The sequence below is a fragment of the Promicromonospora umidemergens genome (genome assembly GCF_024171995.1).
GTDB lineage: Bacteria > Actinomycetota > Actinomycetes > Actinomycetales > Cellulomonadaceae > Promicromonospora > Promicromonospora umidemergens.
Genome location: NZ_JAMTCT010000001.1, coordinates 113315 through 137608 on the forward strand (window position 1 = coordinate 113315; position 24294 = coordinate 137608).

The 24294-nt window shown below is 70.6% G+C and carries 27 protein-coding genes; 13 read left to right on the forward strand and 14 right to left on the reverse strand.

Going from position 1 to position 24294, the window contains the following annotated elements; genetic code table 11:
* Positions 1-119: 119 nt before the first annotated feature.
* From APR04_RS00540 to APR04_RS00585, 10 genes are all read left to right on the forward strand, one after another.
* Positions 120-1469, forward strand: coding sequence for an ABC transporter substrate-binding protein (locus tag APR04_RS00540; protein WP_253867150.1), 1350 nt, complete (start codon positions 120-122; stop codon positions 1467-1469).
* On the forward strand, positions 1466-2413 hold the full coding sequence (locus tag APR04_RS00545; RefSeq protein ID WP_253867152.1) for a carbohydrate ABC transporter permease: 948 nt from the start codon (positions 1466-1468) through the stop codon (positions 2411-2413). Before APR04_RS00540 ends, APR04_RS00545 begins: the two co-directional genes overlap by 4 nt.
* Before the next feature lie 2 nt (positions 2414-2415).
* Entirely contained in the window at positions 2416-3285 is an 870-nt protein-coding gene (locus tag APR04_RS00550; RefSeq protein WP_253867153.1) for a carbohydrate ABC transporter permease, read from the forward strand.
* Positions 3286-3932: 647 nt separating this feature from the next.
* Positions 3933-6296, forward strand: a complete 2364-nt coding sequence (locus APR04_RS00555; protein ID WP_253867154.1) for a glycoside hydrolase family 43 protein — start codon at positions 3933-3935, stop codon at positions 6294-6296.
* A gap of 144 nt (positions 6297-6440) precedes the next feature.
* Positions 6441-7724, forward strand: a complete 1284-nt coding sequence (locus tag APR04_RS00560; protein ID WP_253867155.1) for an ROK family protein — start codon at positions 6441-6443, stop codon at positions 7722-7724.
* Positions 7721-8533: an ABC transporter permease gene (locus APR04_RS00565; protein ID WP_253867156.1), complete on the forward strand. Its 813-nt coding sequence runs from the start codon at positions 7721-7723 to the stop codon at positions 8531-8533. Before APR04_RS00560 ends, APR04_RS00565 begins: the two co-directional genes overlap by 4 nt.
* Positions 8530-9336, forward strand: coding sequence for an ABC transporter ATP-binding protein (locus tag APR04_RS00570; RefSeq protein ID WP_253867158.1), 807 nt, complete (start codon positions 8530-8532; stop codon positions 9334-9336). Before APR04_RS00565 ends, APR04_RS00570 begins: the two co-directional genes overlap by 4 nt.
* 81 nt (positions 9337-9417) lie before the next feature.
* Positions 9418-10431 carry an aliphatic sulfonate ABC transporter substrate-binding protein gene (locus APR04_RS00575; protein WP_253867160.1) on the forward strand — a complete coding sequence of 338 codons (1014 nt, stop codon included), beginning with the start codon at positions 9418-9420 and terminating at the stop codon, positions 10429-10431.
* Positions 10432-10435: 4 nt separating this feature from the next.
* Positions 10436-11938 (forward strand): sulfatase family protein, encoded by a 1503-nt coding sequence (locus APR04_RS00580; protein ID WP_253867163.1) that lies wholly within the window; start codon positions 10436-10438, stop codon positions 11936-11938.
* A gap of 236 nt (positions 11939-12174) precedes the next feature.
* Entirely contained in the window at positions 12175-12984 is an 810-nt protein-coding gene (locus APR04_RS00585) for an endonuclease I family protein (protein WP_253867165.1), read from the forward strand.
* Between the two features lie 74 nt (positions 12985-13058).
* On the opposite strand, the gene APR04_RS00590 is transcribed toward APR04_RS00585, so the two are convergent.
* The 6 genes from APR04_RS00590 to APR04_RS00615 all read right to left on the reverse strand — a co-directional run bounded on the left by APR04_RS00590 (position 13059) and on the right by APR04_RS00615 (position 16447).
* Positions 13059-13463 carry a type II toxin-antitoxin system VapC family toxin gene (locus tag APR04_RS00590; RefSeq protein ID WP_253867168.1) on the reverse strand — a complete coding sequence of 135 codons (405 nt, stop codon included), beginning with the start codon at positions 13461-13463 and terminating at the stop codon, positions 13059-13061.
* Positions 13456-13710, reverse strand: a complete 255-nt coding sequence (locus APR04_RS00595) for a type II toxin-antitoxin system Phd/YefM family antitoxin (protein ID WP_253867171.1) — start codon at positions 13708-13710, stop codon at positions 13456-13458. The genes APR04_RS00590 and APR04_RS00595 overlap by 8 nt, the downstream gene beginning before the upstream one ends.
* 88 nt (positions 13711-13798) lie before the next feature.
* The gene (locus tag APR04_RS00600) at positions 13799-14605 is read right to left on the reverse strand and encodes an anti-sigma factor family protein (RefSeq protein ID WP_253867172.1); all 807 of its coding nucleotides are present in this window, start codon (positions 14603-14605) and stop codon (positions 13799-13801) included.
* Positions 14602-15126 carry a sigma-70 family RNA polymerase sigma factor gene (locus APR04_RS00605; RefSeq protein ID WP_253867175.1) on the reverse strand — a complete coding sequence of 175 codons (525 nt, stop codon included), beginning with the start codon at positions 15124-15126 and terminating at the stop codon, positions 14602-14604. The genes APR04_RS00600 and APR04_RS00605 overlap by 4 nt, the downstream gene beginning before the upstream one ends.
* A 77-nt stretch (positions 15127-15203) precedes the next feature.
* Entirely contained in the window at positions 15204-15887 is a 684-nt protein-coding gene (locus APR04_RS00610; protein WP_253867178.1) for a YceI family protein, read from the reverse strand.
* A 167-nt stretch (positions 15888-16054) separates the two neighbouring features.
* Positions 16055-16447, reverse strand: coding sequence for a hypothetical protein (locus APR04_RS00615; RefSeq protein ID WP_253867179.1), 393 nt, complete (start codon positions 16445-16447; stop codon positions 16055-16057).
* Between APR04_RS00615 and APR04_RS00620 the strand changes: the two genes are divergently transcribed.
* Entirely contained in the window at positions 16446-16823 is a 378-nt protein-coding gene (locus APR04_RS00620; RefSeq protein ID WP_253867180.1) for a hypothetical protein, read from the forward strand. The two genes, APR04_RS00615 and APR04_RS00620, sit on opposite strands and share 2 nt — an antisense overlap.
* 36 nt (positions 16824-16859) lie before the next feature.
* Here the strand turns inward: APR04_RS00620 and APR04_RS00625 are convergent, their stop codons facing one another.
* The 5 genes from APR04_RS00625 to APR04_RS00645 form a co-directional block, all read right to left on the reverse strand.
* A complete protein-coding gene (locus tag APR04_RS00625; protein ID WP_253867181.1) occupies positions 16860-17525 on the reverse strand; it encodes a class I SAM-dependent methyltransferase in 666 nt (221 codons plus the stop codon).
* A gap of 53 nt (positions 17526-17578) precedes the next feature.
* The gene (def, locus tag APR04_RS00630) at positions 17579-18142 is read right to left on the reverse strand and encodes a peptide deformylase (RefSeq protein WP_253867182.1); all 564 of its coding nucleotides are present in this window, start codon (positions 18140-18142) and stop codon (positions 17579-17581) included.
* A 112-nt stretch (positions 18143-18254) separates the two neighbouring features.
* Complete coding sequence (locus APR04_RS00635; protein WP_253867183.1) at positions 18255-18983, reverse strand: AAA family ATPase; 729 nt, start codon at positions 18981-18983, stop codon at positions 18255-18257.
* 23 nt (positions 18984-19006) lie between these two features.
* On the reverse strand, positions 19007-20185 hold the full coding sequence (locus APR04_RS00640; RefSeq protein WP_253867184.1) for a UDP-N-acetylglucosamine--N-acetylmuramyl-(pentapeptide) pyrophosphoryl-undecaprenol N-acetylglucosamine transferase: 1179 nt from the start codon (positions 20183-20185) through the stop codon (positions 19007-19009).
* Between the two features lie 503 nt (positions 20186-20688).
* Entirely contained in the window at positions 20689-20922 is a 234-nt protein-coding gene (locus APR04_RS00645) for a hypothetical protein (RefSeq protein WP_253867185.1), read from the reverse strand.
* 119 nt (positions 20923-21041) lie between these two features.
* On the opposite strand from APR04_RS00645, the gene APR04_RS00650 reads away from it, so the two are divergent.
* Positions 21042-21317, forward strand: coding sequence for a helix-turn-helix domain-containing protein (locus APR04_RS00650; RefSeq protein WP_372496035.1), 276 nt, complete (start codon positions 21042-21044; stop codon positions 21315-21317).
* A gap of 34 nt (positions 21318-21351) precedes the next feature.
* On the opposite strand, the gene APR04_RS00655 is transcribed toward APR04_RS00650, so the two are convergent.
* The 3 genes from APR04_RS00655 to APR04_RS00665 form a co-directional block, all read right to left on the reverse strand.
* Positions 21352-21939, reverse strand: a complete 588-nt coding sequence (locus tag APR04_RS00655) for a ClpP family protease (RefSeq protein WP_253867187.1) — start codon at positions 21937-21939, stop codon at positions 21352-21354.
* Complete coding sequence (locus APR04_RS00660; protein ID WP_253867188.1) at positions 21936-22565, reverse strand: ClpP family protease; 630 nt, start codon at positions 22563-22565, stop codon at positions 21936-21938. Before APR04_RS00660 ends, APR04_RS00655 begins: the two co-directional genes overlap by 4 nt.
* Positions 22566-22721: 156 nt before the next feature.
* On the reverse strand, positions 22722-23117 hold the full coding sequence (locus tag APR04_RS00665; protein WP_253867970.1) for a RidA family protein: 396 nt from the start codon (positions 23115-23117) through the stop codon (positions 22722-22724).
* Between the two features lie 129 nt (positions 23118-23246).
* Between APR04_RS00665 and APR04_RS00670 the strand changes: the two genes are divergently transcribed.
* Positions 23247-24239, forward strand: coding sequence for a helix-turn-helix transcriptional regulator (locus tag APR04_RS00670; protein WP_253867189.1), 993 nt, complete (start codon positions 23247-23249; stop codon positions 24237-24239).
* The last annotated feature ends 55 nt before the right edge of the window (positions 24240-24294 follow it).

The window sequence follows — 24294 nt, forward strand, 5'->3', positions numbered from 1 at the left end:
CTGAGCATACCCAACTACTCTGCGGTTGCAGATGAGCAGTTGAAATTCTCAAATGAGCGCGGCGCAGACGCTGCGCCGAGGAGAGGACGAGGATGTTCCGACCTCCGAGGGGTACTTCGGTGAGGACGACGCTGGCGGCCGCGACGGCCGCCGTCGCGCTGGCCCTGACCGGCTGTGCCGGGGCGGGAGCCGTGGGCGGCGGCGACGGCGAACGGATAGTGGTGGCCATCGTGTCCAACCCGCAGATGCAGGACGCGATCTCGCTGCAGGACGAGTTCCGTGCGGCCCACCCCGGTGTGGACGTGCAGTTCGTGTCGCTGCCGGAGAACGAGGCCCGAGCGAAGATCACGGCGTCCGTCGCCACCGGCGGCGGCGAGTTCGACGTCGTCATGATCTCCAACTACGAGACGCCCATGTGGGCAGAGAACGGCTGGATCGAGAACCTGCAGCCGTACATCGAGCGCACCGACGGGTACGACGCGGAGGACTTCGTCCCGAGCGTCCGGGAGGCGCTCTCGAGCGACGGCGACATGTACTCCGTGCCGTTCTACGGGGAGTCGTCGTTCCTCGCCTACCGCACCGACCTGTTCGAGCAGGCGGGGCTCGAGATGCCCGCCAAGCCGACCTGGGACGAGGTGCAGGACCTGGCCGCCGAGCTGGACGCGCCGGAGGAGGACTTCTCCGGCATCTGCCTGCGCGGTCTGGCCGGCTGGGGCGAGGTGATGGCCCCGATGACCGCCGCGATGAACACGTTCGGTGGCGGCTGGTTCGACGAGGACTGGAACGCCACGGTCGACTCGCCGGAGAGCCGCAAGGGCATCGAGGCGTACATCGAGACCTTGCGTTCCTCCGGGCAGCCGGGCGCCGCGACGTCAGGCTTCGGCGACTGCCTCACCCGCTTCGCCCAGGGCCAGTCGGCCATGTGGTACGACGCGACCTCCATGGTCTCCGCGGTCGAGGACCCCTCGTCGTCGACCGTAGCCGGCAAGGTGGGCTACGTCCCCGCGCCCGTCGCCGAGACCGAGTCGGCGGGCTGGCTCTACAGCTGGTCGCTGGCGATCCCGTCCACGAGCGAGCACAAGGACGCCGCCTGGGACTTCGTGTCCTGGATGACGGACAAGGAGTACATCAAGCTGGTCGGCGAGGAGATCGGCTGGGAGCGGGTGCCTCCGGGCAGCAGGCTGTCCACCTACGAGATCCCGGAGTACGCAAAGGTCTCCGAGGCCTACGCGGACGAGACGCTCGACGCGATGAACGGGGCGACGCAGGAGTCCGCGATGGCCAAGCCGGTGCCGTACCCGGGGCTCCAGTTCGTCGGGATACCCGAGTTCCAGGATCTCGGCACCCGGGTGGGCCAGCAGATGTCCGCGGCGATCGCCGGGCAGATCACCGTCGACGAGGCCATCGCACAGTCTCAGCGCTATGCCGAGACCGTGTCTGAGACCTACCGGAATGAGGAGGGGCAATGAGCACCTCGACCGTCGACCGGCTCGAAGGCAAGCGCCGGGACGCTCGCAGCGAGGCGTCCGCGCGACCGATCAGCCGCGCGGAGGGCTGGCGCCGTCGTGGTCCGCTGCTGCCCGCGCTGATCTTCACCGTCATCGTCACGCAGCTGCCGTTCCTCCTGACCATCTGGTACTCGCTGCACTCGCGGAACCTGCTGCGGCCCGAGTCCGACCTGTTCGTCGGCCTGCGGAACTACCTCGACATCGCGCGGGACTCCACGTTCCGGCAGACCGCGCTGAACTCCGTGGTCATCACCCTCGGCTGCGTGCTCGTGGCGATGATCCTCGGGATCGTGCTCGCGCTGCTGCTCGACCGCCCGTTCTTCGGGCGCAGCGTGGCGCGCACCATGCTCATCACGCCGTTCCTCGTGATGCCGGTCGCGACGTCCGTGCTGTGGTCGATCGCCCTGCTCAACCCGACGTACGGCCTGTTCAACTGGGTGCTCGGGGTGTTCGGGCTCGAAGCGGTCGACTGGACGTCCACCTACCCGCTGATCGCCATCCTGATGGCGCTGGTGTGGCAGTGGACGCCGTTCATGATGCTCCTCGTGCTCGCCGGCCTGCAGGCTCAGCCGAAGGACGTGCTCGAGGCGGCCTCCGTCGACGGCGCGGGCACCTGGCTCACGTTCCGGCTGATCACGCTGCCGCACCTGCGCAGGTACATCGAGCTGGGCGTGCTGCTGGGGATCATCTACGTGGTCAACACCTTCGACCAGATCTACCTGATGACGGCGGGCGGGCCCGGTACGGCCAGCGCCAACCTGCCGTTCTACATCTACCAGCGGGCGTTCCTCGGGTTCGACATCGGGCAGGCCGCCGCCATGGGTGTCGTCGTCGTGATCGCCACGATCATCGTGGCCTCCGCAGCGCTGCGCCTGATCTTCCGTAGCTTCGAAGTGAAGGAGTGACCATGTCTGTCGCTGCCCCCGTGGTTGCTCCCAACGTGGCCGATGCTCGGCGGGAGACGAACCGACGCTTCTCCGGTGGTCTGCTGACCACTCTCACCTGGCTGCTGGCCATCGGGTTCTTCTTCCCGGTCGCCTGGATGGCCCTCACGGCGTTCAAGCAGGAGAACCAGGCGGCCTCCGACCCGCCGACGTGGTTCTTCACGCCGACGCTCGACCAGTTCCGCGCCGTCCTCGAGGGCGGGTCGATGGTCTACGTCGGCAACTCGGTGATCGCCACCGGCGTCTCGACGGTCCTCGTGCTCCTGCTCGGCGTCCCCGCCGCGTACGCGCTGTCGATCCGGCCGGTGAAGAAGGTCAGCGACGTGCTGTTCTTCTTCATCTCCACCAAGATGCTGCCGGTCGTCGCGGTGATCGTGCCGATCTACGTGATCGCCGGACAGCTCAAGGTGCTCGACAACATCTGGACCCTCGTGATCCTGTACACCGCGATGAACCTGCCGATCGCGGTGTGGATGATGCGGTCGTTCTTCATCGAGGTGCCCGGCGAGGTGCTGGAGGCCGCGTCGATCGACGGTGCAGGCCTGATGCGCACCATGCGGTCCGTGCTGCTGCCCATGGTGGCGCCCGGTATCGCGGCGACGGCGCTCATCTGCGTGATCTTCGCGTGGAACGAGTTCTTCTTCGCGCTCAACCTGACGGCGTCCCAGGCGGCGACCGTTCCGGTGCTCATCGTGTCGACCATGACGAGCGAGGGCCTGTTCCTCGCCCGGCTCTGTGCGGCGGCGCTGCTGGCGTCGCTCCCCGTGATCCTCGCGGGCTGGATCGCGCAGAAGCAGCTGGTCCGCGGCCTCTCGATGGGCGCGATCAAGTAGGTCCGGGCCGGAGCTCGCGCTGGCTCCCGCCGGCCCCGCCAGCCCAGCGATCTGGCCCGGAACTCAGATGAGTTTCGGGCCAGATCGCTGGGCTGCGGCGTGTGCGGTGCCGAACCGCAAGTTGGTCGTGGGCCCGGTCGGCGCCTGGTCGCCGAACCGCAAGCTGAGTACGGCCGAACGGCGTCCCTGGACATTCATGGTCCGGAGTCGGCGGCGAGTATGACTGATTCGTGTTCAGTAGGCGCCAGGCGGCCGCTATCCGACGCTGAGTGGTCCCCTGGAGCCTGCTGAACCTCGATCAGGAGTGGTTCGGGGGCGGCGGTCCGGGGCCGGGGGGCGGAGGTGGTGCCACGGGTGGGTGGCGGGTGGGTTTCCGATGTTTTTTGTCGGGTAGTTGCCGGAAGAACTCAGGGCTCCTTCGATGAGGAGCGGAGCCTGGGCGTCCTGTCACGGGGCGCCGGCCCGCCGTCGCGCGACTGCTCGGCGGCACCGTTCGAGAGGAGCCTGCCCTCATGCGTTTGGGATCAGATCAATGGAGATCAGATCGATGGAGCTCAGGTCGACCCAGCACGGCGCGACGTCGCCCCCGCGGACCGGTCCGGACCGGCTGGGTCGCGGCGGTCGCGGCGGCGGTCCTGGCGTCGGGGATGGTCCCCGCCCAGGGCGTAGGCGCTGACGCCCCGCCCGCCGACGCCGCTGCCGCTGCCCCGGCCGACGCCGCTGCCGCAGCCCTGCCCGCCACCGCCACGCCAGCCCCCACCTCGCCCGCCACCGCACCGAACATCGACGGCACCACCTACACCAACCCGGTCTCCGCCGGAGTCACCGACACCTTCCCGGACCCCGCGGTGATCCGCGGCAAGGACGGCGCCTGGTACGCGTACGGCACGCAGAACCCCGTGTTCAACAGCCAGGGCGAGCCGGGAGAGCGGATCCTGCCGATCCTGCGCTCCGAGGACCTGGCGCACTGGGAGTACGTGGGCGAGGTGATCCAGCCGGACGAGGTCCCGGGCACCTGGCGCGACAACTCTCGCGCCTGGGCACCGGACATCCGCTACGTCGACGGCGAGTACCTGCTGACGTACGGCCTGTCCACGGGCGGCCTCGCGGTGGCCACCGCGCCGACGCCGACCGGCCCGTGGGCGCACAGCGACGAGCTGCTGGTCCCGTCCGCACCCATCGAGGGCTGCCCGACCGGCAACATCGACCAGGCCCTGTTCACCGACGACGACGGCACCCTCTACCTGTACTGGGGCAGCTACGACGTCGTCTGCGTCTCGGAGCTCACCCCCGGCGCGGAAGAGCTCACCGGACCGGTCACCCAGGTGGCGCAGGGCCGTCGGATGGAGGGGGCGCTCATGGTGCGGCACGACGACCTCTACTACCTGATGTACTCCGACGCGGGCTGCTGCGACGGTGCGTTCAGCGGGTACACCGTCAAGGTGGGCCGCGGCGAGAGCCCGCGCGGACCGTTCCTGGACGACGACGGCGTCGACCTCATGGCCGAGTCGAGCAAGGGCGGCTACGTCCTGACGTCGAGCGGCAACGGGTTCGCCGGGCCTGGCCACCACTCGGTGCTGACCGACCTGGCGGGCCAGGACTGGATGGCCTACCACGCCATCCCGACGGACGACCCCGACTTCCCGCCGGTCGACACCCGGAACGGCGTGCTCAACCTGTCGAAGCGGCCGCTCATGATCGACCGGCTCGACTGGATCGACGGCTGGCCGGTCGTCAACGCGGGTGCCGGTCCGTCGTCGGGCCCGCAGCCTGCCCCCGTGACCTCCGGTGCGGTCGGCACCACGTTCGCCGACGGCTCCCTCGACGGCTGGCGTGCCGGTCGCGACGTCGCCGTCGAGGAAGAGCCTGACGCGGGCCCGTACGTTCGCCTCGACGACTCGTCCGTCACCAGCAGGGACCGGGCCGACGGCGACCTGCGCGCCCAGGCCGACCTGCGCGTGACCGACGGCGCCGCCGGGCTGACCCTCGGGGAGGGCGTGCGCCGGGCTGTCGCCTGGGTCGATCGCGGCACGGGCGAGCTGCGGCTCGAGGCCGGGCGTGGTGACCGCACCGTGCGGACTGCCACCGGCTTGCCGGACGACTTCCCGTACGGGGACTGGAACACCGTGACGCTCGACCGCGACGTCGAGTCCGGCACGCTGACCGCCACCGTCTCCGCCGACAACCTCAAGGAGCCGCTCGGCACGGCAACCCTGACGGCGTCCGCCCACCCGTCCAGTGGCAAGGGGCGCGCGACCGAGGCCTCCGTGGGCGTGACGGCCCGGGGCGGTGCCGACGCCGACAACCTCAGCCTCGTCCCCGCGGCCAGGCCGGTGACCCAACGCGTTCCCGACCCCGAGCCAGGCGCACTGCTGCCCGGCAGCTCGGACGAGTTCGACGGCGTCGTGCCCGGCGAGGGCGGCTCGGGCTGGTCCTGGGTGCGGGGCCCGGCCGACGGTGTCCGCCTGGACGACGGCGCCCTCACCTGGCCGACCCAGCGGGCCGAGCTGTACCTCGGCACCAACTCGGCGTCCGTCCTGACCCGCGACGCGCCCGAGGGCGACTACCTGGTCGAGACCAGGCTGGAGCTGGACGGCGTCGGGGTGAACCGGCAGGCCGGCCTGGTCCTGTATGGAGGCGACGACCAGTTCGTGAAGCTGGTGCACTCCCAGCTCGGGCTCTCCCGCAAGCCGGGGAGCGTCTCGCAGCAGGTGGAGTTCACCAAGGAGGGCCCGCGTCCGACCACCACGCCGCCGACCGCGGTCGCCGCGGCGCCCATGTGGGGCGCGGCGCCGGGCGAGACCACGTGGCTGCGGCTGTACGCGCACGAGGACGTCGCGAACGGTGAGCACGAGATCCGCATGGCGTCGAGCACGGACGGGGAGACGTGGCGGTGGGGCGGCGTCTGGACCCTGCCCAACGACCAGGACCTGCGGATCGGTCTGGTCGCGATGAACACGCCGGGCGCCACGGCCAGATTCGACTACGTCCGCACCTACGCCATGGACTGAGGCCTCTCACTGGTCGAGCTTGTCGAGACCCGGGTCTCGACAAGCTCGACCAGCGAACGGGGTTTTGTTTGAGAGTTGGCAGATTGATGCGGCTTTCTGCCGGGTCGTTGACGGAAAAATTGAGGGGTCCCTATGGTCGCTGGTATGTCGACGACGACACCCGGTACCACCGCGAGGCGCGCCCATGAAGGCCGCGTCCTCGGTGCGCTGCGCGACGGACCGCTGAGCCGCGCCGAGCTCGCCCGGCGCGTAGGACTTTCCCGGACCACCCTCTCCGAGACCACCGCAGAGCTCCTGCGGCGCGGCGCCGTCGTGGTGCTCGACACCGACGCCGCCACCCGCAGGGGCAGCGGCCGGCCCGCCGAACGGCTGGCCCTCGACCCCGGGTCCGGCCAGTACCTCGGCGTCGACTTCGGCCACCGGCGTGTCCGTGCCGCGGTGGCCGACGCGACGCGCGAGACCGTCGCCTCCGGCGTCGAGCACTACGACGACGACACCGTCGGGGCCGAACGTCTCGAGCTCGCCTTCGGGCTCATCGACCGGCTCGCCCGCGAGCACGGGCTGCACTTCGGCGAGCTCCAGGCGGTCGGCATCGGTGTCGCCGGACCGCACGGCGGCCGGCGCCCCGACAGCGAACAGGTGCCCTGGGTGCGTCGCACCGCGCCCGACGGCGTGCACGCCGCGTTCGCCGAACGGTTCGGCGCGCCCGTCGTCGTCGACAACAACACCCGCCTGGCGGCGCTCGCGGAGGCGGTGTCGCAGCCCGAGAGCGCGAGCGACCTGCTGTACGTGCGCCTGTCGGACGGCGTGGGCGGCGGGCTCGTCGTCGGCGGGCGGATCGGTACCGGGGCGCACGGGTACGCCGGCGAGCTCGGCCACGTCTCCGTCGACCCGGCGGGCACCAGGTGCCGCTGCGGCAAGCGCGGCTGCCTCGAGACCGTCGCATCCGTCCATGCGGTCCTCGCCGCCTGCCGCGACAAGGGTGTGGAGGTGGAGTCCCTTGACGACCTCGCAGCGGCCGTCGCCACCAGCGACCCCGTGGTCGAGGGCGTGCTGCGCGACGTCGGCGCGACCGTGGGGCGCGTGCTCGGCATGGCCGCCCTGACCCTGGACCCGGACGAGATAGTGATCGGCGGCGAGATCACGCGCGTCGCGCCCGTGATCGTCGAGCAGGCCGCCGCCACCCTGCGCTACGAGCTGCACCCGCTGCCCACCGGCGACTCGCTGGTGGTGCGCGCCGGGCGGCTGCGCGACACCGACGGCGCGCTCGGCGCGCTCGCCGCCGCCTTCCACCTTTCCCCGCTGCTGGCCGGGTACCCCGAGCCGGAGACCACCCATGCCCCCGGAGAGCTGCGCAGGTCGTTACGCGGGCCACGGCCCGGGACCCCGCCCGAGACTCTGCACGCACGTATGAGGAGAGCCCTGTGACAGCGTCGACCGTGTCGACTCCCACCCCGACCAAGAACGGGTCGCCACCCCGTCGCCGCCCTGGGAAGCGAACCACCCTGCTCCTCCTCAACACCGTCTCGGTGGTGGGCGGCATCGGGATCTGGTGGGTGCTGGCCCTCAGCGGGCTCCAGCTCCCGACGCCGCCCGAGGTGCTCGTCAAGGGCATCGAGCTGTGGAGCGACGGCACCCTGATGGAGGACCTGACGGCCAGCCTCGGCCGAGTCCTGGCCGGGTTCCTGCTCGGGTCGGCCGCCGCGGTCCCCGTCGGGTTCCTCATGGGCTGGTACACGCCCGCCCGTGGCCTGTTCGAGCCGTGGATCCAGTTCTTCCGCACCATCCCGCCGCTCGCGCTGCTGCCGCTGGTGCTGGTGCTGATGGGCATCGGCGAGCTGCCGAAGGTGTTCGTCATCTTCCTCGCGGCGTTCCTCGCGTGCGTCATCTCGACGTACCAGGGCGTGGTCAGCGTGGACCGGACGCTCATCAACGCGGCCCGGGTGCTCGGCGCGAAGGACGGCACGATCTTCCTGCGCGTCGTGGTGCCGGCGTCCTCGCCGTTCATCCTCGTCGGCATGCGCGTCGGCCTCGGCTCGGCGTGGGCCACCCTCGTGGCCGCCGAGCTGCTCGCCGCGCAGGCGGGCCTCGGGTTCCGCATGCAGCAGGCCCAGACCTACTACGACCTCGCGACGATCTTCGTCAGCATCGTCGTCATCGGCATCCTCGGCCTGGCGATGGACCGGCTGCTGCTGCTCGCGGAGACCAGGCTCACCGGATGGCAGGAGCGACGATGACCACCACTCAGGACACCCCGAGGACCATGACCGACACCGCGAAGATCTCAGTCCGCGACACCCGTAAGACGTTCGCCCTGCAGGACGAGGAGTTCGTCGCGCTCGACGGCGTCTCCCTCGACGTCGCCGACAACGAGTTCGTGACCGTCGTCGGCCCGTCCGGCTGCGGCAAGTCCACCCTGATGAACATCGTCGCGGGCCTGGAGACGCCGACGTCCGGCGAGGTGCTCGTCGACGGCAAGGGCGTGACCGGCCCCGGGCCGGAGCGCGGCGTCATCTTCCAGCAGTACGCGCTGTTCCCGTGGCTGACCGTGCGCAAGAACGTCGAGTTCGGGCTCAAGGTGGCAGGCCTGCCTGCCGCCGAGCGCCGGGAGCGCGCCGAGCACTACGTACGCCTGGTCGGCCTGGAGCAGTTCGCGGACGCGCTGCCCAAGACGCTCTCCGGCGGCATGAAGCAGCGCTGCGCCATCGCCAGGGCCTACGCGGTGAACCCGTCGATCCTGCTCATGGACGAGCCGTTCGGTGCGCTCGACGCCCTGACGCGTGTGCGCCTGCAGGAGCAGCTCCTCGACACCTGGAGCACCGAGAAGCGCACGGTCCTGTTCATCACGCACGACGTCGACGAGGCGGTGTTCCTCGCCGGCCGCGTCGTGGTCATGGCCGCTCGCCCGGGCCGCATCCACGAGGTCATCGACGTCGACCTCCCGTACCCGCGCACCGAGGACGTGCGCCTCAGCCCTGCGTTCGGCGAGCTGCGCAACCGCGTGTGGCGCGCCGTCTACCACCAGACCGCCGACCACTAGTCCGCGAGCCGGTCGCCGAAGCCAGACCTGTCCAGAACCCAGACCTGTCCAGAACTAAAGAACCAGCTCTAAGGATCCCCCATGCGATTTTCCAGGACCTTCCCGCGTAGATCTCTCGGTGCGGCGCTCGCCGGCCTCGCCCTCGTGCTGTCCGTGGGCGCCTGCTCCTCCGGCGGTGCCGCCGGCGAAGACGGCGACACCATCGAGGTGACCTTCGGCTACATCCCCGACTTCAACGGCACCAGCCTGCTGGCGATCGCCGAGGACCAGGGGCTGTGGGACAAGCACGGCGTCGACGCCACCACGTCGTCGTTCACCAACGGGCCGCTGCAGATCCAGGCGCTCGGTACCGGCGACCTCGACTTCGGGTACATCGGCCCCGGCGCGTTCTGGCTGCCGGCCTCCGGGCAGGCGAAGCTCGTCGCGATGAACACGCTCGGCCGGGCGGACCGCGTCGTCGCGCAGCCCGGCATCGAGTCCGTCGAGGACCTCGCGGGCAAGACGGTCGCGGTGCCGGAGGGCACGTCGGGCGACATGATCCTGACGCTCGCCCTCGAGGAGGCGGGCATGACCAAGGAGGACGTCGAGCTCGTGCCGATGGAGCCGCCTGCCATCGTGGCCGCGCTGTCGTCCGGGCAGGTCGACGCCGCCGGCTTCTGGTACCCGTCGCTCGCGACGGTCAAGGAGCAGGTGCCCGACCTGGTCGAGCTCGCGGACAACACCGACTTCGAGGAGACGGTCGCCTTCCCGACGGCGTTCGTGGCGGGCAACGACGTCGTGGCCGACGACGCCGAGAAGGTCGACGCCGTGCTCAAGGTGCTGCGCGAGGCCATCGCCTACCGGGCGGAGAACATGGACGAGACCATCGAGCTGACCGCCGACTTCAACAACCTCGACGTGGCCGACGTCGAGGCGGACGCCGCGAACGTCGAGGTCCTCGACCTGGCGGAGCTCGACAAGATCACCGAGGACGGCACCGTCGACACGTGGCTGTCCGGCATGAACGAGTACTTCGTCCAGGCGGGCACGCTCGACGCGCCGGTCGACCCCGCCGAGTACTACACGGGCGACCTGTTCCTCAAGGCGGGTGAGTGACCCGGTGGCAGCCGAACCGAAGAACGTCCTGTTCCTCATGACCGACCAGCACCGGGCGGACACGCTGGGCGCCTACGGCAACTCGCACGCGAGCACGCCGGTGCTGGACGAGCTGGCCCGCACGGGCACCCGGTTCGACCGGTGGTACACGCCGACGGCGATCTGTACGCCGTCGCGGGCGAGCCTGCTCACCGGGCAGGCCCCGTTCCGGCACCAGGTGCTGGCCAACCACGAGCGCAACGTGGGCTACCAGGAGGACCTGGCCGACGGCACCTTCACCTATGTCGAGGCGCTGCGGGAGCACGGGTACAACACCGGGCTCGTGGGCAAGTGGCACGCCGGCACGGTGAAGAACGCCGCGTACTTCGGGTTCGACGGGCCGGACCTGCCGGGGTGGCACAACCCGGTGGACAACGAGGACTACCTGGCGTACCTGAAGGCGGGCGGCCTGCCGCCGTACGAGATCAGCGACCGCGTGCGCGGCACGCTGCCCAACGGCGGGCCGGGCAACCTGCTGGCGGCGCGCCTGCACCAGCCCGTCGAGGCCACGTTCGAGCACTACCTGGCGACCCGCACCATCGAGCTGCTGGAGCGGTACGCCGACGACTACCGCAGCGGGGCACGGCCGTTCTTCCTGGAGCTCAGCTTCTTCGGGCCCCACCTGCCGTACATCGTGCCGGACGAGTACTTCGACATGTTCGACCCGGCCGACGTCGAGCTGCCCGCATCGATCGCCGAGACGTTCGAGGGCAAGCCGCCCGTCCAGGCCAACTACAGCGCGCACTGGACGTTCGACACGATGCCCATCGAGGTGACGCGCAAGCTGATCGCCGTCTACTGGGGCTACGTGACCCTCATCGACCAGCAGATCGGGCGCGTCATGGACGCGCTCGAACGGCTGGGCCTGGTGGACGACACGGCGGTCTTCTTCACGTGCGACCACGGCGAGTTCACCGGGGCGCACCGCCTGCACGACAAGGGACCGGCGATGTACGAGGACATCTACCGCACACCAGGCCTGCTGCGGGTCCCGGGCGGCCCGGCGGGCCAGGTGCGGACCGAGTTCGTGAGCCTGCTGGACTGCACGGCCACGATCCTCGAGCTGGCCGGGATCGACCCGGCGCCCGCCGTCGACTCGCGGAGCCTGCTGCCGCTGGCTCGCGGCGAGGAGGTGGAGTGGCAGGAGGACATCGTGTGCGAGTTCCACGGGCACCACTTCCCGTACCCGCAGCGCATGCTGCGGGAGGACCGGTACAAGCTGGTGGTCAACCCTGACTCGGTGAACGAGCTGTACGACCTGCAGACCGATCCGCACGAGCTGACGAACGTCTACGACCGGCCCGCGACGGCGGACGTGCAGCGCCGCATGATGGGGCGGCTGTACCGGCTGCTCCGGGACCGCGGCGACAACTTCTACCACTGGATGACGACGATGTACGACGTCGGGGAGGTGGACCACGACCCGACTCAGTCGGGCCTGGACGAGACGACGTACCGGCCGGTGTAGCGGCGCGGTCGGTGGCCTGTGCGGTTGCCTCCGCGACCCAGTGATTGTGCCCAGGATCCACCCGATTTCTGGGCACGATCACTGGGTGGCCGCGCAAGAGGGCGGGTGAATAGGGGAAAGTAGAGCAGATTTCACCCGGAATTAACCGAAGGCGGTATACCTCGCATCCTTCGCATGCCAGTGTGAACGACGCACCGTGGCCCGCAGGGGGCGGCGGGCCGACACGGAGGTCGACAATGCGCACACGTCTCGGACGGGCTTGGGGGAGCGGGCTGTCGGCGCTCGTCATCGCTGCGGGGGTGCTGGCGGCGCCGGGCGCGGTCGCGCAGAGCGGCGCCGCGCGGACCGTCGCGGACGTCCCCGCCGGCTACTACGACAGCGCGGCGGGCCTGACGGGCGAGGCGCTCCAGGCCGAGCTGAACGACATCATCAGCGCGGGCGACCAGCTCTCGTACAGCGAGGTGTGGACGGGGCTCCAGGCATCGGACGAGGACCCCGCGAACCCGAATAACGTGGTCCTGCTGTACAGCGGTGAGTCGCGCTCCAAGAACCTCAACGGCGGCGACGTCGGCGACTGGAACCGGGAGCACGTCTGGGCCAAGTCGCACGGCGACTTCGGCACGGCGACCGGCCCGGGGACGGACCTGCACCACCTGCGCCCCACGGACGTCCAGGTCAACAGCATCCGCGGCAACAAGGACTTCGACGACGGCGGCAGCCAGGTCAGCGGTGCACCGGGCAACTACACCGACTCGGACTCGTTCGAGCCGCGGGACGAGGTGAAGGGCGACGTCGCGCGCATGATCCTCTACATGGCGGTGCGCTACGAGGGCGAGGACAGCTTCGCCGACCTGGAGCCCAACGACTCGGTCAGCAACGGCTCGGCCCCGCTGCACGGCCGGCTGTCGGTGCTGCTCGACTGGCACGACGCCGACCCGGTCTCCGCGTTCGAGGCGAACCGCAACGACGTGATCTACGAGCAGTTCCAGCACAACCGGAACCCGTTCATCGACCACCCGGAGTGGGCGGATGCGATCTGGGGCTGACCCGCTCCAGCTGCCGTCAGGACCCTGGTGACGCCATGGCGTCACCAGGGTCCTGACGCGTTCGGGTCCGGGCCTCAGACCGTTGCGACGTCGATGAGGTCCTCGAGCCCGACGAAGTCGTCGGGGTTGCGTGTGATCACCGGAAGGCCCTCGGTGAGCGCGACTGACGCGATCATCAGATCGGCGAGCCGACGACGGGGCTTGCGTCCTTGAGCCACGACTGCGGCGTACACCCTGGCGTAGCTGCGGGCGGCTTCGAGGTCGAACGGGATCGGGTCGAACGCGGCCTCGGTGCGCTGGAGCCGGTCCTGGCGTCGAGCCCGTTCGGTCGCGTCGGTGGCAGCCGCCGGTGCCGCAGCGAGCTCGGCCAGAGTGATTGTGCAGATCGCGACCTCGACGGGCAGGTCGACGGCCGGAATGTCTTCCAGGCCGATCATTACCGACGTGTCGAGGAGTCCCTGGGGCAGGCGCTCAGCCACGAGGCTCGATGTCCTGGTCCACGTACTCGTCGATGTCGGCTCGGACGGAGTCCCAGTCGAGCTTCGGTGCATGCCGGAACATCTCCACGGCGGCCTGGGCGGCGATGAATCGCTGACGGCGCAGCGGACGCAGCTCGCCGACGGGGTGCCCGTTGCGGCTCACGATGAAGGTGCGGCCCTCGTCGAGCGCACGCATGATGCGCCCGCTGTCGTTGCGCAGCTCTCGCTGGCTGATCTGCTCCGTCATGCATCCACCGTAGCATGGCGTGCTACGCCTGGTCGTGCGGCGTAGCCCGCTGGTGGGCCTGGAGCCGCGACCCGAGCCCCGGCTACTGTCATAGCGTCGCGGACGCGAGGGCCTCCTCGTGCCCGTCGAGGGTGATCTCGATCCGGTCGACGTCGGTCAGCGGTACCGCCGACGACGCGTCAAGGCCCGTCGTCGCGCCACCCGACCAGGACCAGGTCCCCGCTACCGTGCGCGCGCCGTCCCGGCCGACCAGGACGAGCTCGTACCTGATCGGCTCGGCCGGCGCGTAGGTCGCGTCGGGCTGCTGCCCCGGCTCGGGCGGGTAGTGGCAGCTCCACCGCAGGCTCGTGCCCCAGGTGGTGGGTGTGACGATCAGCTCGGCGCGCATGTCGGCGTCGCCCACCGGGCGCAGCTCGATCGTCCGGGCAGCGGCGACAGCGGCCGACGGCGGCGTGCCCGCACCGTCCGGCACCCCGAACAGGTCGCTGCCTGCGAGCACCGATCCGCCGACGGCGCCGACGGCCACCAGGACCGATGCGGCGACGGCGGTCAGCGACCGGCGTCGGGTACGGGACCTGCGTGCCGCGCCGGCGAGGCTCGCGAGCGAGACCACGGGTGCCGGATCGGGGCCGTCACCGTACGGCGCGGGCCCGCCGCCGTCGGACAGCTCCGCACCGGGTGCCTCCGCGACGAGCGCCTCGGCGTGCGCAGGGGTCAGGACGCTCAGCAGTCCCGGCATGCCGGCGAGCTCGGCGACGGCGGAGCGGCATGCGTCGCACTCGGCGAGGTGCCGCTCGTAGGCACGGCGATCGCTCGGGCTCAGGGCGCCGAGCACGTACGCGGCGTCCCACTCGGCGTACTGGTCGCCGCAGCGTCCTGGGTCTGCCGGGATCATGAGGTGACTCCTTTCTCCTGCAGGGCCAGGCGCAGCGCGCGCAGCCCGTAGTGCAGACGCGACTTCACCGTGCCGGGCGCGATGCCCAGCTCGGTCGCGAGCTCGGCCACCGAGCGGCCGCCGTAGTACGCGCCGACGACGACCGCCCGGTGCGCCGGCGAGAGCGACACCAGCGCGTCGGCGACGAGCCAGGAGTCGAGCACTGCCTGCGTCGTGTCCCGCTCCACGCGGTCCGGCACGTGTCCGGTGGCCCGCTCGCGGGTGCGCCGGGCGCTGCGGAGGTGGTCGACGGTGAGGTTGCGCGCGACCGTGAACAGCCAGGCGCGCACCGACTCCTCCGACCGTTCGAGCACCTCGGGGTGGCGCCACGCGCGCAGCAGGGTCTCCTGCACGACGTCGCGCGCCTCCTCCTCGTCGCCCGTGCGGCGCACGACGTACCGGTACAGCGCACCGGCGTGCGTGTCGTGCACCGCGGCGAGGAGCTCGTCCTCGGCGCCGGCGGGCGAGTCGCCTCTGGTCACGGTCCGGTCGCCTCCGGCTTCGTCGTTGTCGGGTGGTGTCGCTGTGGGTCCTGCCGCGTGGGTCCTGCCGCTCGTGCCTACTGCTCGGGCTGGAGCTGCAGTGAGAACTCGATGCTGCCCTCATCCTCCACCGTCACGAACCCGAGCGACGGCGCTTCGACGCCGAAATCCGCGAACGTGACCGGGACGCTGCCGATGACCTGCACGGGGTCGCCTGTGGTCGCGTCCCCGGCGACCTCTGCCTCGACGGTGGCTGCCTGGGTGACGCCGTGGACGGTGAGGTCGCCCGTCAGCTCGACGGCCGTGGCGCCCTCCTCGATCGGGGCAGGCTCGGTGAGCACGAAGGTCGCCGTCGGATAGGTGCCGACCTCCATCGCCTCGTCGCGGAAGTACCCGTCACGGTTGGCCTCGTCGGTCGCCACGCTCGCGATGTCCACCTCGACGTCGGCCTCGCTGATCGCGCCGTCGGCGACCGTGACCGAACCGGTGACGTCCTCGGTGCGCCCCGTGACCGTCACGTCCTCGCCCTGCAGCACCTCGTCGACCCGGTACCCGGCGAACGAGCCGTCGCTGATCGTCCACGTGCCGGCGGCCGCGTCGGCGTCGGGCAGGGGAACCGCCGACTGCTCGAGGGCGGGTGCCTCGGCCGCTGCCTCGTTCGCCCGGTCCGCGTACAGGCCCGGCCCGAAGATCACTGCTGCCGCACCGATCACGACCACCCCAGCGCCGACACCGACCGCCACCTTTGTCCCTCTGCGCACGCTCCGCCCCTCTCGTTCGCTGGCCGACCCGTTGCCGGCCTCTACCCCTCACTACGGGTGAAAGGGGACATCGGTTCAATCGTGCGGAGAACTGTCCGGATTCCCGGGCGTCAGCCCAGCGATTGCGCCCAGGATCCGCGAGAGTTCCGGGCGCAATCGCTGGGTAGTCACGGGCAGATGACCTCTCGGAACGTGTCAGGATCCACGTACGGGAAGTGGAAGCAGATCGACTCGAACTCCCCGGTGGACGCGTCGAACCAGCCCCGGTGCTCAACGGTGTAGCTGACGACCACGTAGCTGGACGCTTCCTCGACGATCGTCCCGTCCGTTGCGGTCCCGTCCCCGATCGACTCGGGGACAGGCCACCGGTCCAGCCGGCCGGCGTCCAGCAGGGCGCGGTCCCTGGCCCACTGCTTCTCTTCTCTTCTCTTCTCTGACGTAGGCGCCGTGGGCCAGCGCGGCCAGCGGTATGCCGATGGTCGTGAGCACCACCAGGGCGATGATCCAACGCGAGAGGGGGCGCGGCGCCACGTCGTCCGGTTCCCGTAGGGTCTGCGCATGGTGCGAACCCGAACGGTGGTCAGGGCAGCGGTGACGCTCGTCGTGGTCGCGGCGGTGGGGCTGGCGGTGCTTCCCCTGTCGCTGGCTCTCGACGAGATGGCCATGCCGCCCGCGTCGTCCCTCCCCGCGCTGCCCGACGGCGCCCGGGTGACGGCGGAGGGGATGGGCTGCGGCTCCGGGGGCTGCTGGGTGGAGCTGACGGTCGATGCTCCGGCCGGCATGTCGGGCGAGGAGCTGGCGGCTGCGGTAACACCCGGCCGATCGGAGTGCGCCTTCCAGAGCCTGCTGGACCTGCGGCGGGTGTGTGCATCGGCGATGGACGTAGAGGCGGGGTCGGCGCAGTTCAGCGTGCAGTACGACCGGTGGGTGGACTAGTAGCCGGCCGTGACCGCCGTCGTGCGGGCCAGTGCCTCAGGCGCGGCGGAACTCCGCGCGCCAGAGCCCGAGGCGGCCGGGCGAGCCCGGGGCCGCGAGCTTCTCGATAGACAGGGCCGACAGCCCCTCCGCGCCGAACGCCTCGATCTCCGGCCGGGTCAGCGGCCAGGGTGGGCCGTCGTCGTCGCCCGGTTCGCCGATGGCCTGGACCGCCAGCAGCGTCCCGCCCGGCGCCACCAGCGAGCGGACGCCGGCGGTGAGCCCGGCGCGGACGCTGCGGTTCACCGCCTGGACGGTGTAGATCTCGACGACCAGGTCGAAGGCGCCCGTCCACTCGTGCGGCAGGTCGAGCAGGTCCCCGACGGCGTAGGTCACCGCTGAGTCAGGGTTCCGGTCACGGGCAGCGGCGACAGCGGTGGGGGAGATGTCGAACGCCGTCGTCGCGTAGCCGAGCCGGGACAGGTGCTCGGCGTCGGCCCCCAGCCCGCACCCGACGACGACGGCGGTGCCGCTCGCGGTGCCAAGGCCGGGGGTGCCTGCCCAGGTGGCCAGCGCCGGATGCGGTTCGTACCGGTCCCACGGCATCGTGACGTCGCCGTCCTTGGCGGAGGCCCAGAGCCGCTCGAACCAGCCGGTCGGGTCGGCCGGGTCGGCGTTGCCGAGCAGAGCGGTCTCGGACTGCCAGGAGCGGGGTTCGGTCATGGCGCTGACCCTAATCAGGCGGGGGTTCGTCCACAAGAGACCCGCTGGCGGCCTCAGCCCGACGCCGGCCGGTGGTGGTCGAGGTAGTTCTGGGTGGTGGTGAGGCTGGTCAGGTCGGCCATGCGGTCGAGGTACACGACGCCGTCGAGGTGGTCGATCTCGTGCTGGACGACCCGGGCGGGGTAGCCCGTGAACTCGCGCGTGACCGTCTCGCCGGTCTCGGTGGTGTACCGGACGGTGAGGTGCTCGGCCCGCGATACCTGGCCCATGTAGCCGGGCACGCTGAAGCAGCCTTCCCAGTCCAGCACGGTCTCGTCGGAGCGCTCGACGACGACGGGGTCGACCAGCTGGATCAGGCCGGTCTCCGGCCTGTCGGGGAAGACCTCGGTCTTGCGGACCTCGACGACCGCGGCCCTGACCGAGACCCCGATCTGCGGCGCGGCGAGCCCAGCGCCGCGGAGGTCGCGCAACCGGGTGGTCAGGGTCTGCAGCAGCTCGCCGGCCTCAGCCGGGCCGACCATGGTCGTGTGGGCCTTGAGTCGCGGGTCGCCGATCGTGACGACTCCGTCGTCGGCGACGCCCATGGCCCAGCTGCTGCCGCTCCGCTGTGAGGACATCGGTGCTCCGTTCCTGTTTCGGGTGGTTCTCAACAGTAGGGCGCCTCAGCCCGGTGTGAGCCCCCGACCTGACGACCGGACGCCGGGTGCCCGTGGCCGGTCTGCCGTTCGTTTACGAGGCGTCGTCGAAGAAGGTTTCGGGCCGGCCCAGGAATCTCTTCCACAGAGCCACCGACTCCAGCTCGGTCCACTCCCGCTCAGCGATGCCCTCGTCGGTCATCTCGAGGATCTGCGCTCCCGGCAGCGCGGCGACCATGGGCGAGTGCGTCGCGTAGATCACCTGCGCGGGGAACTCGGCCACCAGGTCCTGCAGGCGGTACAGCAGCTGCAGGGTCGACTCGAACGACAGCGGCCCCTCGGCCTCGTCCAGGAGGTACAGGCCCGGCCCGTCGAACCGCCCGAGGATCGCCTGGAGGTAGGACTCGCCGTGGCTGACCTCCCAGGACGGCTTGTCGCCGTAGCCGGGTATCCCGGCCCCGGTCATGTACTCGAGCATCCCGAAAGCGGTCTCGGCCCGCAGGTAGAAGCCCTTGGCGTTGCGGCGGGTCATGCCCGACCCGGCGCGGGTGCGGTCGAGCATGAGCGCCTCACCGAGCGGGCTCGTCTCCTGGGCGCTGGCGTACCTGCGGCCGCCGTGCCCGCCGCGCACGTCCAGGCCGTAGCCCTCGGCGATCGCCTCCAGCAGGGTGGACTTGCCGCTCCCGTTGGCGCCGACGAGGACGACGATGCTGCTGCTCAGCCGGACACCCTGGGCGGCGAGATCGCCGATGGCGGGCACGGTCCAGGGCCACTGGCCCGCTTCGACGTCGGACGGCTTGACCCGGACTCGCTCGATGAGCACGGGGACAGCCTAACGGCGGATCGTCAGGCCCCGGCGGCGGGCCGCGCAGCCTCCAGCAGCACGTCAACCAGCCGCTCGGCAGCATCGGGACGCCCATGCTCCTGAGCGGCGTTGGACATCCGCTCACGCCGGCCGGCGTCGGAGAGCAGCGGCCTGAGCGCCGCCCGGAGGTCCATCTCGTGCACGTCGCCCTCCAGGGCCACGGCGGCGCCCAGATCTTGGAGCCGGCGCGCGTTGTGCGCCTGCTCGTCCCCGGCCGACGACGGCAGGGGGACCAGCACGGAAGGCTTGCCCAGCGCGGTCAGCTCCGCGATCGTCCCGGCCCCGCTACGGGAGACGACGACGTCGGCCAGGGCGAGCACGTCCGGCAGCTCGGCGCCGACGAACCCGAGCACCCGGTACCGGGCCGCGAGGTCCGCAGGGAGCTTGGCGGTGCGCTCGAACATCTCCTGGAGATTGTTCGGCCCGCACTGGTGGATCACGTTCGTCTGCGGGAGCAGCCAGGGCAGCGTGTCGGCGATCAGCGTGTTGATCTGGACCGATCCCTGGGCGCCGCCCGTCACGTACAGGACCGGCAGGTCCGGGTCGAAGGAGTCCAGGCCGAGCGCGTCGACGGCCTTGAGCGGCTCCCCGGACAACACCTCGGCGCGCACCGGGTTGCCGGTGACGACGGTCCGCTCGCGCACGCTCTCCGACAGCAGCTCGAGGGTGGACGGCGAGGACACCGCGACGCGGGTGGCGCGCTTGGCGAGGAGACGGTTGGCGAGCCCGAGCCGCACGGTCTGCTCGTGCACCACGAGCGGACGGCGCAGCAGACCCGCGGCGAGCCCGATCGGGACGGCGACGTAGCCGCCGGTCGACAGGATCACGTCCGGCTTGAACTCGGCGACGATCGACCTGGCCTGCGCGACGCCGAGCGGCACGCGCGCCATGTCCTTCATGTTGGCCGCGGTCAGCATGCCGAGCGGGTTGCTCGACCGGCGGAGCTTGCCGGTGGCGACTGACGTGAACCGGATGCCCTCCGACGTGGTCACCCTGGCTTCCAGGCCCTCGGCGGTGCCCGCCCAGAGGACGCTGACCGCTGTGCCTTCCTCAGCGAGCCTGGCCTGGAGGGCGCGGAGCGTGGTCAGAGCCGGATAGGTATGCCCACCGGTCCCTCCACCGGTGACGAGCAGACGGAACTCGCGCGGGTGTGAACTCACGAAGACATCTCCCAGGACGGCAGGGGGTGGGCGCGAGGCCAACTGTAGAGGATCGACGGGGGTGTCGAGCTTCGCGATCGTGGTCCGGTCGCACGGTGGCGTCGTGGCCTATGACCCGCCTTCAGCGGAGTGAAAGCGGTCACGGGTTGAGTCATGTCCAGTGAATCAAAAAGCCCGAAGACCATCTGAACTTTGCGGCGAATCGGGTCACGATCTGGTGGCAAAATTGTCCACAGGTGACGCCGGAAGGTGGCTTTCGGGTACTGGGCATTCACCAGTGGGGCTGCACCAGTCGAGAGGTCAACGTCCTGGCGACCGACCCCATCGACAGTGCGACGGTGTGGGACTCGCAGCCGGCGCTAAGGCACAGCCAGTGCAGGGCTTGTTGGGGCAGTTCTTGGGTCATTTGGCTTCCCGGTCGCAGGTACCATAATCGGAGGAGCGGGCGGGCTCGCAGTCGTGGAGACGGTGGCCTGCGGGTCAGGTCACGGCGGGCAGCGTGTTCAGTCGCTGCCAGGCGGTGCGAGCGCGGCCGCGTTCGGGCGGCCGTGGTCGAAGCGGAGCCACTTCTTGCGGGCGTGGTAGGTAGCGCGGCCCGCCCGGCCCGAGAGGGCCCACCAGGTGGCGATCGTCAGCGCGACCAGGCGACCGTGGTGAGAGCGGTGGACGGCTTCGTTCACGTCGTCACGACCCCACTGTGCCTTGTCTGCCGCTGCTGTCAGCAGAAGCGTCGCCATCCGGCGGACGGGTAGTTCTACGCTCAGGCATGACCGAAACCGTTCCGCCTTCGCGCCCAGGGCGCGATGGGGTGCCCCACGGGTCGGGCACCCCATCGAAGACGAGACGAGAGCCGCTCTTGCGGCACCTGCTCGGCGAACGCCTGCGACAGCTGCGTCACGTGCGCGGCGAGACGCTCGACCAGACCGCACGCCGCGCCGGGATCTCCCCGCAGTACCTCTCGGAGATCGAGCGTGGTGTCAAGGAGCCGTCGAGCGAGATGATCGCGGCGATCGCCGGGGCATTGGACGTCACGCTGGTCGACCTGGTCACCGCCGTCGCCGACCGCCTGGTCGTGGTCCGCGACACCGCGCGGCAGCCGGCCTGCCAGGCGGCCTTCGCGCTCGCGGCGTGATGCCCGAGCCCACCGGCCCGGGCATCACACGGCGTCATCGCTGATCGATCACGTGGTCCAGGAGGCCGTACTCGCGCGCGGCACCAGCGGTGAAGATGCGGTCGCGATCGGTGTCGGCACGGAGCGTTCCGACGCTCTGACCCGTGTGCCGGGAGAGCGCCGCCTCCATGTCCGCACGGATGCGGACGACCTCGTCGGCCTGCAGGATCAGGTCGGGGATCGCGCCGCGGCCCTGCGCCGCGGGCTGATGCAGGATGACCCGTGCGTGGGGGAGCGCCGCCCGTCGTCCTTCGGCCCCGGCGGCGAGGAGCACGGCGCCGACGGCGACCGCCTGGCCTACGCAGGTGGTCGCCACCTTGGACCGGATGTAGCGCATGGTGTCGTAGATGGCCATCCCCGCGCTCGGGTCCCCTCCCTCGCAGTTGATGTAGAGCTGGATGTCGCTGTCGGGGCTGCTCGACTCCAGGTGGATCAGCTGGGCGATCAGGGCGTTGGCGACGCCGGCGTCGATAGCGGTGCCCAGGTAGATGATCCGCTCGGAGAGGAGCTGGGAGTAGACGTCCATGATCCGCTCGCCCCGAGGGTGCGACGCGATGACGTTCGGGATGGTGTAGCTGCTCATCGTGTGTCCCCTTCGGTTGCTGCGGTGAATCCGGTTCGCTGACGATCACGTGGCCTGATGCCCTCGAAGCTCCGCACGATCGTGTCGATGAAGCCGAAGTCGAGGGCCTCCTCGGCCGTGTACCAGTGGTCGTGGAGCGAGTCCTCGAAGATCCGCTCGACCGGCTGTCCGGTGTCCTCGGAGACCAGCCGCAGCACGGTGTCCCGCGTGTGCCGCAGGTCGTCCGCCTGCAGCTCGATGTCGACGGCGGTGCCCGCGATCCCTGCGGAGCCCTGGTGCATCAGGACCCGGGAGTTCGGCAGCGCACGGCGCTTGCCGGGTGCGCCGGCGGAGAGCAGGAACTGTCCCGCGCTGTAGGCGATACCCAGCACGAGCGTCGACACGTCGTTGGGGATGGTTCGCATGATGTCGCGGATCGCCAGCATCGCCGGCACGGATCCGCCCGGGGAGTGGATCCACAGATCGATGTCGGTCGACGAGTCCTCGGTGGCCAGGGCGATCAGCTGGGTCATCAGGAGCGTTCCGTTGTCGTCGTCCAGTGCTCCGTCGAGGACCAGGACACGCCGCTCGTACAGCTCGCGTCGTGAGTGTTCGCCGAACATCGGCGCCTTCGGTGATTCCGTCATGAGCCCACCGTGCATCCCGGACCGGGCTTCGGGACGTCGGATCTGCCGTCAGCAGGACTGCTCTGAGCAGCGAGGTGACGTCGTGCTTCTGCGTGACCACCTGCCTGCTGCTCGTGCCGGCCGAACGGCACGAGCAGCAGCGGCACCAAGGCCGCGCTACGCGACGGCGGTCGCCTCGAGCTCGACCAGCTGGCCGGGGACCGCCAGCCGGGTCACCCCGAGCATCGTCGTGGTGGGCGCCACCCGGGCGGCACCGAGTCGCGACGCCAGCGCGCCGTAGTGCTGGAACAGGAGGTCGACGTCGGTGGTGTAGACGTTGAGCCGGACGAGGTTCGCGAGGGACATGCCCGCGGCGTCGAGCACGGCCGCGACGTTGTCCAGACTCAGCGCCAGCTGTGCCGCCATGTCGCCGTCGTGGCGGGGTGTGCCGTCGCCCCCCATCGCGGTCTGTCCGGAGCAGTACAGGGTCCGGGTCTGCCCGGAGACGACCTCGCCCTGGTTGAACCCCAGCTCGAGTGACCAGGTCACCGGGTTGACCGCCGTTCGTTCGATTGTCATGTCGACTCCATCCGACTCGTAGGGACGACGCGTGTCGGCGAAGCTGCGCTCCGCGACGTCGTGGGCACGAGCCTTCCCACAAATCACGACACCCTGTGTCGGGTATTCCGCTAGAGTTTTCGTGTGCGCGCCGACCGGCTGGTCTCGTTGGTCCTGCTGCTGCGCCAGCGCGGCCGGCTGACCGCGGAGACGCTGGCTCGCGAGCTCGAGGTGTCCACCCGCACCGTGCTGCGCGACATCGAGGCGCTCTCGGCGGCAGGCGTCCCGGTCTACGCCGAACGCGGTCGCCACGGCGGGTTCGCACTGCTGCCCGGGTTCCGGACCGAGCTCACCGGGCTGAACCACGACGAGGCCCTTGCCCTGCTGACCGCCGGTTCGGGCAGGGGCGAGCAGATGTTCGGTCTCAGCGCGGCGCTCGCGTCGGCCATGCGCAAGGTCGTCGACGCGCTGCCCGAGGGCCACCGGGCGACCACGAGCGACGCTGCTCAGCGGTTCCTCGTCGACCCGGAGACGGACCTGCTCTCCCGCAGGGCGCCCGCCGACGAGGTGCCAGGCACCGCGATGGTCGAGGTCCGGCGTGCAGTGCTGGCCGGACACAAGCTGCGCATCCACTACGCACCGGTGGACCGGCCCGCGAGATGGCGCACCGTGGACCCGATCGGCCTGGTCACGGTGCGCGACAAGGGCTACCTGCTCGCCACGACGTCCGGCGCGGACCGCACCTACCGGCTGTCGCGGATCATCGCCGCAGAGGAGCTCGCCGAACCCGCGGAGCGACCGGACAGGGTCGACCTGGACCGGATCTGGCAGGAACGCAGCACACGGTTCCGTACGGGCGGTGACCAGGTCGCGGTGCTGGTGCGGATGGATCCGGCCCGGCGCGAGGAGCTCGTGAGCACGGCGCTCGCCGTCCTCATGGAAGCGGTCGACGACGACGGCCGGCTACGGCTCGAGGTGACTTTCCAGGACTCCCGGCACGCCGAGTGGGCCCTCTGGCAGCTCGGCACGGACGCGGAAGCGCTGGCCCCGCAGACGCTGCGCGCCGCCCTGCGGGACCGTGCCGCCGCGCTCGCCACCCGCTACGGGGACTCGCCCCGCGTGCCTGCCGTCGGATAGATGGTGCAGATCCGAGGCATGGGGTGCCAGGCGCCGATATCTCCTGGCCGTCTCT